This window comes from Pseudalkalibacillus decolorationis, from assembly GCF_024609785.1.
Taxonomy (GTDB): domain Bacteria; phylum Bacillota; class Bacilli; order Bacillales; family Fictibacillaceae; genus Pseudalkalibacillus; species Pseudalkalibacillus decolorationis.
The window spans coordinates 25208-41682 of the sequence record NZ_JANHJQ010000035.1 but is presented as its reverse complement, the minus strand read 5'-3'; the positions used below and the strand labels follow the sequence as shown (position 1 = coordinate 41682).

9 protein-coding genes and 3 pseudogenes are annotated in these 16475 nt (G+C 38.3%); 3 read left to right on the top strand and 9 right to left on the bottom strand.

Features of this window, described 5'->3' with window-relative positions; all coding sequences use genetic code 11:
• Positions 1-409: 409 nt before the first annotated feature.
• The 4 genes from NON16_RS22410 to NON16_RS22395 all read right to left on the bottom strand — a co-directional run bounded on the left by NON16_RS22410 (position 410) and on the right by NON16_RS22395 (position 6253).
• Positions 410-1972 (bottom strand): glycine betaine uptake BCCT transporter, encoded by a 1563-nt coding sequence (locus NON16_RS22410; RefSeq protein ID WP_257351628.1) that lies wholly within the window; start codon positions 1970-1972, stop codon positions 410-412.
• Between the two features lie 411 nt (positions 1973-2383).
• Entirely contained in the window at positions 2384-3538 is a 1155-nt protein-coding gene (locus tag NON16_RS22405; protein ID WP_257351627.1) for an aromatic ring-hydroxylating oxygenase subunit alpha, read from the bottom strand.
• Between the two features lie 34 nt (positions 3539-3572).
• Positions 3573-5120, bottom strand: coding sequence for an L-glutamate gamma-semialdehyde dehydrogenase (locus NON16_RS22400; RefSeq protein WP_257351626.1), 1548 nt, complete (start codon positions 5118-5120; stop codon positions 3573-3575).
• A gap of 92 nt (positions 5121-5212) precedes the next feature.
• Positions 5213-6253: an ornithine cyclodeaminase family protein gene (locus tag NON16_RS22395; RefSeq protein ID WP_257351625.1), complete on the bottom strand. Its 1041-nt coding sequence runs from the start codon at positions 6251-6253 to the stop codon at positions 5213-5215.
• Positions 6254-6441: 188 nt separating this feature from the next.
• Here NON16_RS22395 and NON16_RS25765 point away from each other — a divergent pair.
• A pseudogene (locus NON16_RS25765) lies at positions 6442-6699 on the top strand (MurR/RpiR family transcriptional regulator); the annotation flags it as partial.
• A gap of 18 nt (positions 6700-6717) precedes the next feature.
• A complete protein-coding gene (locus NON16_RS22390) occupies positions 6718-7338 on the top strand; it encodes a MurR/RpiR family transcriptional regulator (RefSeq protein ID WP_257351624.1) in 621 nt (206 codons plus the stop codon).
• 908 nt (positions 7339-8246) lie between these two features.
• Here the strand turns inward: NON16_RS22390 and NON16_RS22385 are convergent.
• The gene (locus tag NON16_RS22385; RefSeq protein WP_257351623.1) at positions 8247-9230 is read right to left on the bottom strand and encodes an NAD(P)H-dependent flavin oxidoreductase; all 984 of its coding nucleotides are present in this window, start codon (positions 9228-9230) and stop codon (positions 8247-8249) included.
• A 404-nt stretch (positions 9231-9634) separates the two neighbouring features.
• Here NON16_RS22385 and NON16_RS22380 point away from each other — a divergent pair, with 404 nt between their 5' ends.
• Complete coding sequence (locus tag NON16_RS22380; protein ID WP_257351622.1) at positions 9635-10018, top strand: cupredoxin domain-containing protein; 384 nt, start codon at positions 9635-9637, stop codon at positions 10016-10018.
• 277 nt (positions 10019-10295) lie between these two features.
• Here NON16_RS22380 and NON16_RS22375 read toward each other — a convergent pair whose 3' ends face one another.
• The 4 genes and pseudogenes from NON16_RS22375 to nirB all read right to left on the bottom strand — a co-directional run bounded on the left by NON16_RS22375 (position 10296) and on the right by nirB (position 16472).
• Complete coding sequence (locus tag NON16_RS22375) at positions 10296-11090, bottom strand: class II aldolase/adducin family protein (protein WP_257351621.1); 795 nt, start codon at positions 11088-11090, stop codon at positions 10296-10298.
• A 465-nt stretch (positions 11091-11555) separates the two neighbouring features.
• Positions 11556-13683 (bottom strand): annotated as a pseudogene (gene nasC / locus NON16_RS22370) (assimilatory nitrate reductase catalytic subunit NasC).
• 28 nt (positions 13684-13711) lie between these two features.
• A complete protein-coding gene (gene nirD, locus NON16_RS22365) occupies positions 13712-14017 on the bottom strand; it encodes a nitrite reductase small subunit NirD (protein ID WP_257351620.1) in 306 nt (101 codons plus the stop codon).
• A 17-nt stretch (positions 14018-14034) separates the two neighbouring features.
• Positions 14035-16472, bottom strand: a pseudogene (gene nirB, locus NON16_RS22360) (nitrite reductase large subunit NirB).
• Positions 16473-16475 lie beyond the last annotated feature (3 nt).

Sequence of the window (16475 nt, the reverse complement as noted above, 5' to 3'; positions counted from 1 at the left end):
CGGTTTGTTCTGTCAGTTGTAAGATTTTTTGATTTTGTTTATAATTCATGTATGTCCTCCTTGGTTTTAGTTAAGGGTCCGTTTTATCGCTGATTAGCTTTCCGGACACCTCGTATCATACCAAGGGGACTTTTTTTGTACAAACCTCATTTTGCTTTATTACAGGAATGCTTTCTTAACGTGTTAAAAAAGCTGATTTCCTTTTCGTTTTTCGTTTTGAAGAAATCAACTTTTTTAAAAATGATTGTAATATATGGGTTGCTATGTTAACTCCAAAAGCATGGCAAACCAATTTATAAAAACTTCCTGTTTTTTTTATCTATCAATCAATCCAATCGATTTTAATCCATTATATATTCCTGAATTGGTTACTGTTGTTGTTTTGTTTTGGATACAAATACTATAATTTTTAACTACTTTTTTTCTTTGAACTATTAGAATGGATAGAATCAATGTTTGATTCATTTTCTGCTTCCAATTCCTCCGACGTTTCAAACCCATCCTTTTTCAACGCTTTCAATATTGAGTAACAAATGATTACCATAAGCAGAGTGAACGGCGATGCTACAACAATCGATAACGTCTTGACTGCTTCTAATCCTCCTGCTAATAAAAAGACGATGGACGATCCTGCAATAATTAGCCCCCACATAATTTTTATTTGATTAGAAGGGTTTAGATTTCCTCCATCACTCAGCATTCCTAACACAAATGTCGCAGAGTCAGCTGAAGTGATCAAGAACGTGAAAATAAGGATTAAAGCAGCAATGCTTAGTAACATACTTAACGGAAAGTAACTAAAAAATGAAAATAACGCTAAAGTAATATCAGAATGAACATCATCTGCTAAAGCAGTGAATCCTAAGTCATGAACGAGGTGTAGTGCAGCCCCTCCAAAAATGGAAAACCAAATAAAAGTAATAAACGTAGGTACTAGTAATACACCTAATACATATTCCTTAATTGTTCTTCCTTTTGAAATTCTAGCAACGAATGATCCGACAAATGGAGCCCATGTCATCCACCAAGCCCAGTAAAATACAGTCCAACTAGAAACCCAAGCATTTTCTTCACTATTGAAAGGTTGTAATCGAACACTCGTGTCAATCATCGTTTGGACGTGTGACCCTGTCGTACTGACAAGTACTTGTAAAATTTGTGCTGTTGGACCAAGTAAAAAGATAGATAACATAAGAGCAAATGCAATTAACATATTTACATTCGACAGCAGCTTTATCCCTTTATCTAACCCCGAACAGGACGATATTAAAAAGAAAGCAGTCGCTATTGCGATGATAAGGATTTGAGTGATTACCGTATTTGGTGCTCCCCATAAATAGTTCAATCCACCATTGATTTGTAGTGTACTTAAACCTAACGTACTAGCTACACCTATCGCTGTAATAAATACAGCTAAAATATCAATCGATTTACCTATCGGAGAATAGATTCGATCTCCTAACACCGGATAAAATAAAGAACTGATAGAAGCAGGTAACCCTTTTCTAAATTGAAAATATGCTAGTCCTAATCCCATGACAGCAAAGATGGCCCAAGGAAATACTCCCCAGTGGAAAAAGGTATATTGCATTGCTATGTGTGCAGCTTCCGCTGTTCCTCCTTCGCCATAGGGCGGAGTTACATAATGATACAGTGGTTCTGCCACTGCCCAGAATACCAACCCTACCCCCATACCTCCACTAAACAACATGGCAATCCAAGACTTTGTACTATAATCAGGCCGATCTGTATTCTTCCCAAGTCGAATGCTTCCATATTTCGAAAACATTAAATATAAACAGAGTATGACAAAAATCGTTCCAGAAGTAAGATAAAACCAATCAAAGTGCGTAATAAGGAAATTTAATATAGTAGAAGCACTTGTTGACAACGCCTCTGTAAATAGTACACCTATCCCTATGAACAACAGACACAAAAATAATGAAGCTTTTAAAACGATATTATTTAACAATGAATTTCCTCCTCTATTATACGTTTGATAAAAAGACCTAACCGTATAATATTATTTCGCTCTCTGCCTTTAATACAGAAAAATATAAATCGGCTTGTTTATGGTAACGCTTACAAAACACACGATTTATTCTTACTGAATCCACCCAATGTTCACATTTGCTTCAAAGAGTTTCAAGAAACCTATTTACTTCAGTAACCTATCTGCAAAATTATTTATTTAAATGAGGATATCAAATATTCCTTTTGGATCTTTTTTGATTAGGGGGAATATTCCAAAAATAGAAATCGATTTTTCCCTATTCATTACCATAGAAAAAATTGGCCCGATTATAAATCAGTCATATATAGTCAGGCCAGTTACATATCAGAGTCCTGGGTTCATAAGAAGTATTCTTCATATGAGGAAATTTTAGTTTTCTAACTCGGAGTATACATATTTTTTAAAATTAGCTACACGCCAATCGATTGGCGTGTATACGCCACCTTTTTTATACATTCTTGATTGATTACCGATTTGAGCAAGTTCCGCAGCTCTCCAGTCTTCTTTGCTAGTAATATCCCATACATCTATCGCATCTTGGATCGATGGGCTTTCACTTGCAAGGACCATAGGGTCAAATAGCCAATATGCCTTTACTAATGTTTCATCTGGCTTAATCGGCCACATTGTTGTAATAAACACATAGTCACTAGCCATACAAATGTAGGCATGGGGATAAATATGAAGGTAATAAATTTTTCGTTGATCGTCTTCACTAATACCTTCAAAGTTTGAACGGTATGCTTTACCATCTAAGTTTACACGATCAAAGCCATCTCGTAAGGCCATTCCACCAACGTGCTTAATTACTTTCGTCCCAGGTATGCTAGGGTCGATCCAAACCCTTGGCTGATTCGGCGGTGTTGCGTTTCCCAGACCTGGGTGAATATTTCCACAATGATAACATTCTGAAGCGTTCTCCATTAGAAGCTTCCAATTTGCCTTAACATGATAAGTTGTTTCTGCTCCCAGCTTTAATTCATTCATTTGATAGTTTTGGTAAAGAGCCCAAGATTCTGGTAGCTTAAAGCTCTCTTTTAACGACGGAGCATCAGGATCCATATTAATCCAAATATACCCGTCCCAAGTTTCTGTTTTTACTGTATGAAGGGAATGGTCACACTTCCTGAAGCTTGAATCTTTGTCAGGAATATTCGGTGTTCCTAGTAAATCGCCGTTGTTACTGCTGTATGTCCAGCTATGATAGAAGCACGTCATAAACCCATTTTTAAAATTTCCTTTTTCCTCCTCACAGAGTACAGCACCTCGATGTTGACATACATTATAAAAAGTGCTTACAGAACCATTAATCGCTCTTATACAAATTAAGTTTTCATTACCGATTTTAACCGTAAAATAGTCGCCTTTGTTCGGAATCTCTTCTTCACGCCCAGCACATAACCATGTTTTAAACCAAACTTTTTCTAATTCTTTTTCAAAATGAGCCAGGTCATAATATTCCTCGCCTCTGAATGTTGGTTCAAACTTCGCTTCCGGTGGCCATCCTCCTTCTAATACCTTCATCTAAAACCCTCCTTTTAAAATTTTTTAAATAAAATTATAATTTTTCTGATGTTGTTTTCGCTTGAACAAAGTTTAGCAAATACTCGCCTGTACCAGTTTTTGCACCCGTACCTGACATGTAATACCCTCCAAAAGGCTGAACTCCTACGATCGCACCCGTACATTTACTATTAAAGAATAAATTTCCGCACCTCATATGCATCCGAGCATATGCCATCCGTTCTCGATCTTTCGTAAATAAAGCACCTGTTAGCCCATACTCAGTATCGTTATACACACGAATCCCTTCTTCAAAGTTAGACACTTTACAAATAGCCAATACTGGACCAAAAATTTCTTCCCTCATAATCCTAGATTCGGGGGCTACATCTTTGAAAATAGTTGGTTCTATATAGTATCCAACACCATTATCACTCGAGCCACCCAGTGCAAGAGATGCCTCTTTTTTTCCAAGTTCTATATAATTAACGATATTATTGTAAGCCTTTTCATCAATAACCGGACCTAAATCAGGATTTTCTAACGTATTTCCAACCTTTAACGTTGCAGTACGTTCTACAATTTTTTCAATTAGAGCACCGTATACTTCCTCATGAATAATCGCTCGTGAACCCGCAGAACATTTTTGCCCTTGAAATCTAAATGCGGATGTGACAATTGCTTCAGCAGCTGCATCGAGGTCTGCTGTTTCATCTACAACAACCCCATTTTTTCCACCCATTTCAGATACAACGCGTTTAATCCAGCGTTGTCCTTTGGTGCGTTGATGGGCGATTTCATCGATATGCAATCCAACTTCTTTGGACCCAGTAAACGAAATGAAATTAACATCTTTGTGTCCTACCATAAAATCACCTATTTCACGTGAAGAACCTGGAACAAAGTTTACAACACCATCTGGAAGGTGAAGCTCTTGCATAATTTCCATAAATTTATATCCTGTAATTGGTGTAACGATCGATGGTTTTATTAAAACCGTATTTCCTGTTACAATTGCCGAAGCTGTCATGCCAGTTAAAATCGCTAACGGGAAATTCCAAGGTGGTATGATAACACCAATACCAAGCGGAAGATACTCTAAACGATTTTCAATCCCAGGTGATGTATTAACACATTGTTCCTCTCCTAAAGCAATAGCTTTTCTTGCATACATTTCTAAGAAATCAATTGCTTCAAGAATCTCACCATCTGCTTCATAATAATTTTTACCAACCTCATATATTTGCCATGCGACAAGCTCTGCTTTTCTTCTTCTCATAATTTCCGCAGCTTTTAATAAATACATCGCCCGGTCTTTAAAGGATCGTAATCGCCAATCTTCAAATGCCTTTTCTGCAGCATCAATGGCTTTTCCCACATCATGTTTTCTTGCCTGACTTACATAGCCGAGAACTTGCTCATGGTTACTAGGATTGTAAGAAGGCACTGTTTTCTCGGTATAGATCTCTTCCCCGTTTATATATAAAGGATAATTAGTAGAAAATTGTTCGCGAATGGAAGCTAACGCTTGCTGTAGTTCGGCATTTCTCTCCCCTTTTTCCCAATCATCAGACTTTTCATTTTTAAATGGATGTATAGCCAATGATAAACCTCCTTCATTGAAACATGGAGAAGGAGGAGCTTTTTAGCTCCTCTCCTACTCCAATGTAACTATTAATCTGAGTATTATTGTAGTTATACTAGTGCTGGTTCCGACCAAAGTTTCACTTTAGTTCCTAGCCCTTTTGCCTTCGCATTTTCATAAATACGATAAGAGTTTGCTGTATCTGTTGCACAAATGCCTAGCGTCACAAAGAAAACGCTGTCATTTTCACTTTCACGTATTGTTTTATTTCCAGTAATGATTTGGCCTAACTCGATAATATTTTCCGACTGAATCTTTCCCGATTTTGTTAATTCGGATAACGGATATTTGTCATCTTGAAGACGAAGTTTATAATCCATACAATACTTGTTAAAGCCTTCAAGAATTGCTTCATCTTTGTGATCCCACATCGACACACCAGAATGAAATGATCCTTTTTTGATCCACTCTTTAGGAATGTACTCACTACCTAAATTAACATTTGTTGCTGTATAGACGATATCTGATTGTGCGACTGCTTCTTCAATACTTGTGCAAATTTCAAACTTATATCCCAGATGTGCCCATTTAGCAGCAAATTCACGTGCTTTATCAGGGTTAATATCATACAGTCGTACAGTATGAATGTTGTGCATTACTTTACTTGTCGCTTCAATGTGTGCATTTTGGATAACCCCACAACCCACTAATCCAAGAATTTCTGAATCTGGTCTAGCGCAATATTTTGCACCTAACGCACTCGATGCCCCTGTTCTGAGGGCGCTTACAATCGTGTCATCCATAACCGCAAACGGATACCCTGTCTCTTCTGAATAAAGAATAATCAACCCGTTTGATCTTGGAGAGTTCCGTTTAATTGGATTTAATGGGTTACTAGGAATCCCTTTGACTGCAGCCACTTGCATTTCTTCTGAGCGAATAAGTGCTGCGTGAACACCAATTCGTTGCCCTGAATAATTACCTTTTTCCCATAATAGATGCAAAAGCTCAGGTTCTACAACTTTATCTTGAGCTAACCACAAATTAACTTTTTCCACGTATTCAAGTATCATATCCATGTCCTTTGCTCCACCTTGGATACATTCTTCCTGTGACAACCATAATACTTCTACCTCTCCATTGTTACTCATTGATTTGCCTCCAATTTTTATTTTGAATTTTATTTCAATTTACAATTTTAAGAATAGACCAAAAAAGGAATATATTCAACCATTCATTAAAATAAAAGTTTAAAATATTCCTTTTTGAAACTACCTTAATTTTTGATATAATTATTTGATATATAATAAAGTTAGATTTTTAATTACAAGGAGGGGTAATTATAACTAGTAAAGATCAAGATAAAGTTAATGTTTTAACTGGCGAGGGTCACAGTAATTTTTTAAATAAACTTCTAAATCAAAGAGAGTCTTTACCCAAAAAACAAAAAAACCTATGTGATTATTTAATTAAAAATTATCAATCGGTTGGCGTATTAACAATTGCTGAACTTTCTGAAGGAGCCAAAGTCGGCACTACTACTGTTATTCGACTTATTAAAAACCTCGGGTATGAAAGTTATTCTGATATAAAAAAAGACATTCATGACGCATCCATGCAAAGTACCCCATCTGCTTGGTGGCACCTGCAAGAGTCTTTTAAAAACACCGATCAAAGTGATCATACTTTAAGAGAATGTTTGAAGGAATCCGAAACAATACTTAATCAAACAGTAACACCTTCGTTATTAAATGAGTTTGAACTTGCAACTCAACTATTATTAAAAGCAAAAAGAGTTAGCATATTAGGACTGCGTTCAAGTAAAGGATTAGCCATTTATATTGGTCATTTATTAGAGGAATTCTATCCAGAAGTTCAACAACTAAGCCACGATACAGAGTTCATCTTTGACCGCCTATTAAGGTTTACAGAGGTTGACGTTCTTCTCGTAATTGACAACGCCCCTTCAACTACGATAGGAATTGAAGCTACGCAATTTTGTTATAAAAATAGCAAGCCGGTCATACTTGTTACCGACCACCTAGCATCGCCAGCGGCATCGTATGCTTCTGTAAATTTAAAAACGAAAGCAAGCAGTAAACAATATTCTATTCTTCCAACGGTTTTACTACTGGAATCTTTAGTTATAGAGCTCGGAAGAAGAACATCCAAAACCTCCATCGCTAAGCTTCAAGAAGTGAGTGATATGTTACGAGCAAAGAATTTCACCGAGTAACTTGTTAGAAAAAAAGAAGAAATGATTTACATGGGGGGATATTTACTAGTTAGCGAAATAAACGAGAGCAAAGTTGAAAACTAAGGAAACTAAAGATAAGTATTATCTATATTGATCTGTAAATTAAAGGGAAACTTCCCCAAAGAAATAAAAACAACGATTAGATGATTGAAAACTACCAAACCAATAGGAGTTCAAACGATTACGGAGAACTCTCCAAATGTTGGCCCTACAATGTCTGCTACTTCATTAAAACCTGGTTACGAAAGCTCTACATAAAAGGATCATACATATTAGTCTGACTAATATGTATGATCCTTTATTTGTGTTATTAGTGCAAAATAAGTCACTAGCGTTGCATTAATTATTTTTGAAGATTTTAAATCCTTAAAGTCTTCAAAAATAATCGGTTTTAGGCCTTGAAAAATCCTTTATTGGGGAACAGTAGAATTAACCAAGCGAATCACTCTATTCTTTTTAGTTTCATTGAAAAATATAGACAAGGCCCCCAATATGCTGCTAGAGTGTTAGGATATTTTCATACTGCGATAAATGATACCTTTGTGATGACGTGGTTTTTTAAATATCTTGGGATGTCTAACGTCCATGTCAATATGACAGAAACCTAGCTATCGTATTACCTACTCCCCCGTTTTCCGGCCTATCCTTCTTCACACGCCACTGTAGCAGGATGTACATAGGTCATATTAAGTTATTTCTTTCCACCGGAGTCCTCCGCAATAAAAAAAGTGATGGAAGAAAGTGCTCAATCTCGTTTATATGCTGGGGTACATTTTAAAATAGACAACGACGATGGCTTAAGATTAGGTAGACAAATTGGTGAGGTAGTTATTACTAAGAGTACAAAACGTAAATACCGTTCAATAGTGTAAAAAATTCCCCAGCTTTTAGAAAGTGCTATGGCCTTTGGTCTTTAATAATGAATCTAGTGATTCTGAATAGGACTGCTTTAACTCAGCAATAATCTCAGCAATAGGCTGTACATTTTTAATAGTAGTTACCCCATGGCCTGCTGACCAAATGTTTTTCCATGCTTTTACTTTAGACTTGTTCATTTCAGAAAAATCAATTGATTTCCTATCTGGTAACTGATCAGGATCAATCCCCGCCTTTTTGATGCTAGGAATCAAGTAATTAGCTTTTACACCGCTAAACACATCCGTATAGATGATATCCTCGAACGTTGAATCGACCAGCATTTCTTTATAATCAGCACCTGCTAAACTTTCAGTTGCAGCTATGAATCTGGTTCCCATATAAACCAAATCTGCTCCTAACACCTCAGCTGCCAGGATATCATTTCCATTAGAGATTGATCCAGCTAATACAATAATTCCATCCCAAAACTCTCGGACAGATGAAATAAAAGCGTTTTGATTGATGACACCACTATGTCCCCCTGCACCAGAACATACGAGTATTAAGCCATCTACTCCCTTTTGAACAGCTTTCCTTGCATACTTAAGGTCAATGACATCTGAAAATACAAGTCCACCGTATCCGTGAACAACATCCGTCACCAGACTTGGATCACCAAGTGACGTGATAACGATTGGAGGCTGGTACTTTTTAACCAACTCCAAATCTTCTCTGTAGCGCTTATTCGAACTATGTACGATCAGATTTACCGCCCAAGGTCCCACTTTATGATTTGCTTCGTTCAATTTTGCCACTGATAGCTCATGACATATTTCTTTCATCCATTCTTCTAAAATCTCGGATGTTCGAGCATTTAAAAGTGGAAATGAACCAATGATTCCAGATTTACAAGATTCTATGACCATTTGAGGACTTGAGACAAGAAACATGGGTGCAGCAATGATTGGTAGTTCCAACTGATCAGACAAAACTTTAGAAACTCTTTTTTCCATCTTTAGGTCACTCCTTCTTAGATTGGTACTCTATCACTCTAAATTGTTTATGACTATTAATGTTCGTTAAACTGAATACTTTTTAATAATGCCCACTTCCCTTCATCTATTAACTTAGACAAAAGGTGATGTTTTTCCTCCAAAAAAGAAGTAAACCGCCATTTTTAACGGTCAAACTTGTTTATGCTATGGGATAATATAATCGCGTTTCCACACTCTAACTCAATGTTCGCTTCATATAGACTTTGTACGCTGACCTTTTAGGAAGGTAGCTAATTGTAGGATACCGATGAACAGGATAAATGTGATCTTGCCCTACATAAGTCGGTTCTTTTTTGTATGTAATTATCGTTAAAGGGAAAAATGAACATAATACACCATGCAGATTTTTTGGAGGAAACAATGTGGGATATAAACAGTTATTCATGGTAACCATCATATTATTCGTGACAGCTTGCACTCAAAATATTCAAAATGAAGCAGAACAAATGGATGATCCCCCGGTAACAGTCATTGAAGTAAGTGCTACCAATTGGGAATTTAACAAAAAGGTTTATAAAGTAATAGCCGGGAAGCCGGTGACGATCAACTTTAAGAGTGAAGATGGTTATCATGGTCTTGGCATAAAAGGTTTGGAGAACGTTAATATTGAGGGAGAAGGATCTACGAAAGTAATATTCGAACCAGGAGAATATCAAGTCTATTGTACGATTCCGTGTGGAGAAGGTCATTCCAAAATGGTCTCTACACTTATAGCCGTTGATATAAATAACAGTAAAACCAGCTAACTTAGATTCAAGGGAAATGTTTGATTTATTAAACTAATTTGATTCTTTTCCCGCACTCCTTCTTTTTCCACTTAAAGGATGAACTAGATGCTTCCTCTTGTAAGACATTCGGGAGTTACAATAGAAGTAGAAGACTACATGGAATATTAATGGAGATTGAAAAGATGACCCCAGAACAATACCGAGGTCACCAATTAGCTGCTTAGGTGTTTTTACTAAACTGTCTATTTTGGAGGGTACAGTTCAAACACACCTCCACTCAGTCCTTTTTCTATCCCTATTGATCTAATAGGTCGGGCTGTTCTTTCACAATTCGATCCCATAACGGCTGGAATTGGAACCATCCGGCAACAGAGGTTCCAACTTCAGAAGCAGCTGATTTCGCACCTTCATCCGAAATAAGGCGTGGTGTTCCTACACCCTCAGCCATCAGTTGCGCCTGACAAGAACGTTCCATCGTAATGAACCACCAAGCAGCCTCATCAACCGTTTTCCCTACAGTCAGCAACCCATGATTCTGCAATATGACAGCCTTATGTTTACCAAGGGCATGTGCAATTCTTTTTCCTTCTTCCGTTTCCAAAACGAGACCTGTGTAATCATCAAACACACTATGATCTTCATAAAAGGCACATGAATCTTGTGTGAGCGGGTCTAACTTGCGTCCCAGAGTAGACCACGTTTTTCCATATAGCGAATGCGTGTGTGCTGCTGCAATCACATCTGGTCGTGCCTCATGAATTTGGGAATGGATCGCAAACGCAGCCCGATTTACCGGTCGATCACCTTCAACTACTTCCCCTTCATGGTTTACAAGGATCAAGTCAGAGGGCCTGATTTGACTAAAATGCATACCAAAAGGATTCACCCAGAAGTGATTCTTTCTTTCAGGATCCCTTGCAGTGATGTGTCCGGCAACTCCTTCATCAAAGCCGAACTTAGAAAACAGGCGAAAAGCGGCAGCCAAACGTTGTTTAAGATGTAGACGTTCCTCCGCTGCAGTTTCAAATGTCGGCGGCTTAAAGAGCTTTTTAGACTTGGATGGGTTTACCGTAGTTTCTTGTTTTTGCATATAAGTTTTTCCTCCTCGAATAATTTTACTTCCCTATTCACCATCCGATTCGTTTCCGATTATCTGCTGATTTCTTGCTTATTGAGTATTATAGACTTACCATGCACTTTTTTCTATAGATTCCAAAACAAGTAATCGATCTAAATCCATCATTGGCGGACTGAACATGGGTACGTAGTTGATACAGCCGAAGTCTAGATCCCCTTATGCATGCATGTAGCGCCAATTTCACATCACCGTTTGCCTTTTTGAGCAAGTCAGATGGGTTCGAATGTTGTTTTTGTTAGATGTTCTATATGGTTGTAAGGGTTTGAAGCAGATTGATGTTTTCGATGATTTTTAGTCTTTGCGATTCATTTTTACATTCTGCGAAGATTTCTTGTTGTCTGAGGGCTTTTGATGACCAGTTGAAGTTTTCATAATAGACGTCTTTCTGGTCCTTAAAGTATATTGACCAAAGGATATTTAATTTAAAGTCAGGTCAATAACCGAACCTATTTTCACTGCACAAACTTTGAATCCCGGCATTTTACAAGTCGGATCAAGTGCTTCATGGGTAAGTCGGTTCACACTTTGATCATCTCCCCAATGAACGGGAACAAAAACAGTATCTTCGCGAATTTTAGTTGTATATTTACTTCTAACTGTGATACTTCCTCGTTTTGACTCAAGCTTTACTAAGGAATGGTTTTCGATTTTATATTTTTTTGCAGTATTCGGATGAATCTCTAAAAACGATTCAAAATCACGGGATTTCAAAGCTGGACTATGCCTCGTTTGTACACCCGTCAAATAATGCGATATGACTCTTCCGGTTGTTAAGTATAGAGGATAATCTTTGTTTATACGCTCTTTCGGGAAGTGGTTGTTGACAGTAACCATATTTGCCTTTCCATCAGTGTGTGCAAATGTTTCTTCAAAAAGCCTGCTTTCCCCAGGATGATCGTGTTCAGGACACGGCCAATAGATTCTTTCTTGTTTTAGACGTTCATAGGTAATCCCATAATAGTCCGCAAATCCGCCACGGCTTGCCATCCTGAGCTCATTAAAAATATCTTCCGGTGAAGAAAATGAGAAAAACTTCCCCTTTCCAAGAGCTTGAGCGATCTCACATATTATTTTCCAGTCATGCATTGTTTCCCCGGGACATTTTCGTTTGGCTTGTCTTAGGGTAACACGCCCTTCTAGATTCGTCATCGTCCCTTCATTTTCTAAATAAGATGAACATGGTAATATTAAGTCTGCTAATCTAGCTGTTTCGGAAATGAATAAATCCACTACAACTAAGCAGTTTAATTTTTTTAACGATTGCTCTACAAAATTAGCATTCGGATTTGAAACGACTGGATTGGACCCCATTACAAAGAGACCTGTAATTTCTCCCGAATCAATTTTCTCAATCATTTCATAAGCTGAAACACCTTTTCGGGGTAACTCAGCTTCATTTATTCCCCATACCTTTGAAATATAGTGCCGATGTTCCTCGTTCTCTATATGACGGTACCCTGGAAGCTGATCCGCCTTCTGACCGTGCTCCCTCCCACCTTGACCATTACCCTGACCAGTGATAGCACCGTAACCGGAGCCGAGTTGTCCGATTTTTCCCGTTACTAATACGAGGTTTAAGAAATTTCTTACCGCCATATAACCGTCTGTTTGCTGTTCAACGCCTCTCGCTGTAAAAACCATACCTGTAGAGCTTTTCGCGTATTTTACAGCTGCGAGTCGAATGTAATCCACTTGAATTCCTGTCATTTCTGAAATTTCATGTAAATTGATCGCACCGATAAATCCTTCCAAGTCCTCGAATCCCTTTAATAAACTCCTCATTGACATAACCTTCATCAAAGATGATCTTCAAGAATCCATTAACTAAAGCCGCATCCATACCAGGCTTTACTTTTAAGTGTAAATCAGCAATTTCCGTTGTCGGCGTTTCTCTTGGATCAATGACAATTATGAACGAGCCATTATCTTTTGCTCTCGTTAAATAGGGCATTAATGTCGGCTGGCATTCAGCAATATTGGTCCCGGCTAATATGATGCAACGAGCAAAAGGGATTTCCGACAGCTTGTTCGTAAACCCGCGATCAATTCCAAAAGCTGCATTTGCTGCAGAGGCAGCAGCCGACATGCAAAAACGACCGTTATAGTCAATATACTTTGTTTTGAGTGCAATACGGGCAAACTTGCCTAACAAATAGGCAGCTTCGTTTGTCAGAGAACCCCCTCCATAAACTCCTATTGCATCAACACCATTTTGACGTTGAATATCTGAAAATTTCTCCTGTAAATATTCCATCGCTTTTTGCCAAGAAATTCGGACAAACTCTCCGTTCTTCTTTAACATCGGATATTTAATGCGGTCTTGATGCAGTGCATGTTGATGGGCATTCAGTCCCTTTATACATAAGCGTCCTTCCGATGTAGGGTTATCTTTCGAAAGGACCTTGTAACTTTTACGACCCGCGATACGCTGTTCAACTAGCTGCATCGTACACTGCACACTGCAATATGGGCATTGTGTGTCAGTGGCTTTTTCGGTTCCATTTTCGTTCTCTTTGTGTCGGAAATGATTTAGCAAATCATGCATAGCTGGTCACACCTTTTGCCTGCTTCTGTTACAAGCAAACATATACTTTTTCATCTTGTATTTCTACTTTATATGTTCTCACACAACCTTCGTCAGGGGCTTGAACCTCCCCATCTCCTGTACAAATTTTCCAATCATGCAGCGGACAAAATACATGTTCCCCGCTTACGATCCCCTGAGAAAGAAGACCTCCCTTGTGCGGGCAGCTATTTTCAATCGCCCGCACCTCTCCGTTTGATAGCTTGAATAAAGCAATTTCAAGGTTACCTAGTTTCACAGATTTACCCAATCTTTCTGATAGGTTATTTATATATGCAACTTGTATTCGTTCCATAATGATTCCCCCTCGTATTATACTCGGCTAGGGACTGCTGAACTTAAATTTTGAAATAACTTTTCTTGTTTATTTTCATTTTCTACGATTTCTTTCCATGGATCTTTTGTATGGGTAAGAGATTCATCCATTCTCTCCACTAATTGTTGTCTGCTTTTCTGATCAAACAACATCTCACGAACATGTTCCAGTCCCGTACGTTCTACCCACTTTGACGTTCTTTCTAAATAATTTGCTGTTTCCCGATAATATTGGAGAAAGGCGGACGTAAACTCGAAAACCTCCTCCTCCGTTTTCACCGTGCATAATAAATCTCCAGCACGTAAATGAGTACCCCCGTTTCCACCGACATACATCTCAAAACCGCCGTCAACACCGACGATCCCAACATCTTTAATGCCTGATTCAGCGCAATTTCGCGGACAAGCGGAAACCGACATCTTTACTTTATGGGGTGTATTAAGACGTTCAAATTTCTTTTCTAAATCGATCCCCAATTGAGTCGAATCCTGTGTTCCAAACCGACAAAATCGACTACCTACACACGTTTTGACTGTTCTTAACGCTTTCCCGTATGCATATCCTGATGGCATATCCAATTCGGCCCAAACCTTTGGAAGATCTTCTTTCTTGATTCCTAATAAATCGATCCGTTGTCCGCCGGTTAATTTGATCATCGCAACGTCATATTTATCCGATACGTCTGCTATTTTTCTTAAGTCGTTAGCATTCGTTACCCCACCATACATTCTTGGCACAACAGAATATGTCCCATCAGCTTGAATATTGGCATGCAATCGTTCATTGACAAATCGGGATTCTTCTTCATCGTTATATTCTGATGGATATAACATTCCCAAATAGTAATTCAGAGCCGGACGGCATTTAGAACATCCCTCATCATTTTTCCAACCGAGCACATTCATCACTTCTTTGACAAACTTCAATTTCTTACCCTTTATTTCTTCAATTACTTCTTCACGGCTTAAGTTTGTACAGCTGCAAATTGCCTCTTTTATATCACTTTGATCAAAGTCGTCACCGAGCGTGTGTTCCAATAAATCTTGAACGAGTGGTTTACACCCCCCACAGGATCGTGAAGCATTTGTACAATTCTTTACTTGATCAACCGTCGTAAGCCCGTTTTCGACAATAGCCTCACATATCGTACTTTTTGTCACACCATTACAGCCGCAAATGACTTCACTGTTAGCCATCGTAATCACAGTAATCACAGGGCTTTCACTTGAACCATCCGCCGACGATTGAAGGATCGAGACCTTTGGTAGATCGGAAATGTCGGTCCCTTTATTAATCATACCTAGCAATTTAGGGCCATCGCTAATGTTGCCGAATAACACGGCACCAATTACCTTGTTATCTTGAATAACAACCTTTTTATAAACCCCTTCAAAGTCGTCATAAACTTTGATTGATTTCGTATCGTCGCTGTCCATAAATCGGCCCGCAGAGAAAACATCCACACCAGAGACTTTTAATTGCGTTGAAACAACCGAGCCTTCGTACTTTTTCCCTTCCACTCCACAGATTTTCTCTGCTACTATTTTTCCTTGCTCGTAGAGAGGGGCTACCAATCCGTATACAACTTCCCGGTGTTCTGCACATTCACCGACTGCATGAATATTTGGAGAATCCGTTTGCATATAATCATCCACTATAATTCCACGATTTACATGTATACGGCTATCCTTGGCTAATTGAACATTCGGTCTGATTCCAACTGCCATGACGACTAAATCAGCTGCAACTTTCGAACCGTCTTTAAAAAGTAACCCTTTTACTCGTTTGCTTCCGATAATCTTTTCCGTTTGTTTGTTAAGCAGGAAGTTCATACCTTGTGCTTCTAGTTTTTTTGTAACATCTTTGAAGCCGTTGGATCGAGCTGTCTTTCCATCAAGTAATCAAAAATATGGACGACGTCCACTTCCATACCAAGATTAAGTAAACCTCTAGCAGCCTCTAAACCTAAGAGCCCACCGCCGATAACAACAGCTTTTTTATAATTTTGGGCTGAGTCGATCATCGTTTGACAATCTTGGATGTCCCGGAATGCTGTAACTCCTTCCTTATCTGCACCGGGTAATGGAAGCATGAACGGTAAAGAGCCTGTCGCAAGAATTAATTCATCATATTCTACTATCCTTTCCTGGTCGGTATACACTTGTTTTCTATCCTTATTAATCTTCACAACTGTTTCTCCTGTGAAGAGTTGAATGTCATTTTGTTTGTACCAGTCCCATTCGTTTAACGTAATATCTTCTATGGATGTATCACCTTGCAAAACCGTTGATAATAAAATTCTGTTATAGTTCGGGTGTGGTTCGCTTCCAAAAATCGTGATCTCAAACGCTTCTGGGTCAATTTTAAAGATCTCTTCAATACAGCGGACTCCCGCCATTCCATTTCCAACCAACACTAGTTTTTTCTTTTTCATATG

Excerpts from the sequence above, each read along its gene's own strand:
- NON16_RS22390 (WP_257351624.1), top strand. The coding sequence starts at position 6,718 with ATGCAAAGTACCCCATCTGCTTGGTGGCACCTGCAAGAGTCTTTTAAA.
- NON16_RS22375 (WP_257351621.1), bottom strand. The coding sequence starts at position 11,090 with ATGCAAAAACAAGAAACTACGGTAAACCCATCCAAGTCTAAAAAGCTC.
- NON16_RS22385 (WP_257351623.1), bottom strand. The coding sequence starts at position 9,230 with ATGGAAAAAAGAGTTTCTAAAGTTTTGTCTGATCAGTTGGAACTACCA.
- nirD (WP_257351620.1), bottom strand. The coding sequence starts at position 14,017 with ATGGAACGAATACAAGTTGCATATATAAATAACCTATCAGAAAGATTG.
- NON16_RS22405 (WP_257351627.1), bottom strand. The coding sequence starts at position 3,538 with ATGAAGGTATTAGAAGGAGGATGGCCACCGGAAGCGAAGTTTGAACCA.
- NON16_RS22395 (WP_257351625.1), bottom strand. The coding sequence starts at position 6,253 with ATGAGTAACAATGGAGAGGTAGAAGTATTATGGTTGTCACAGGAAGAA.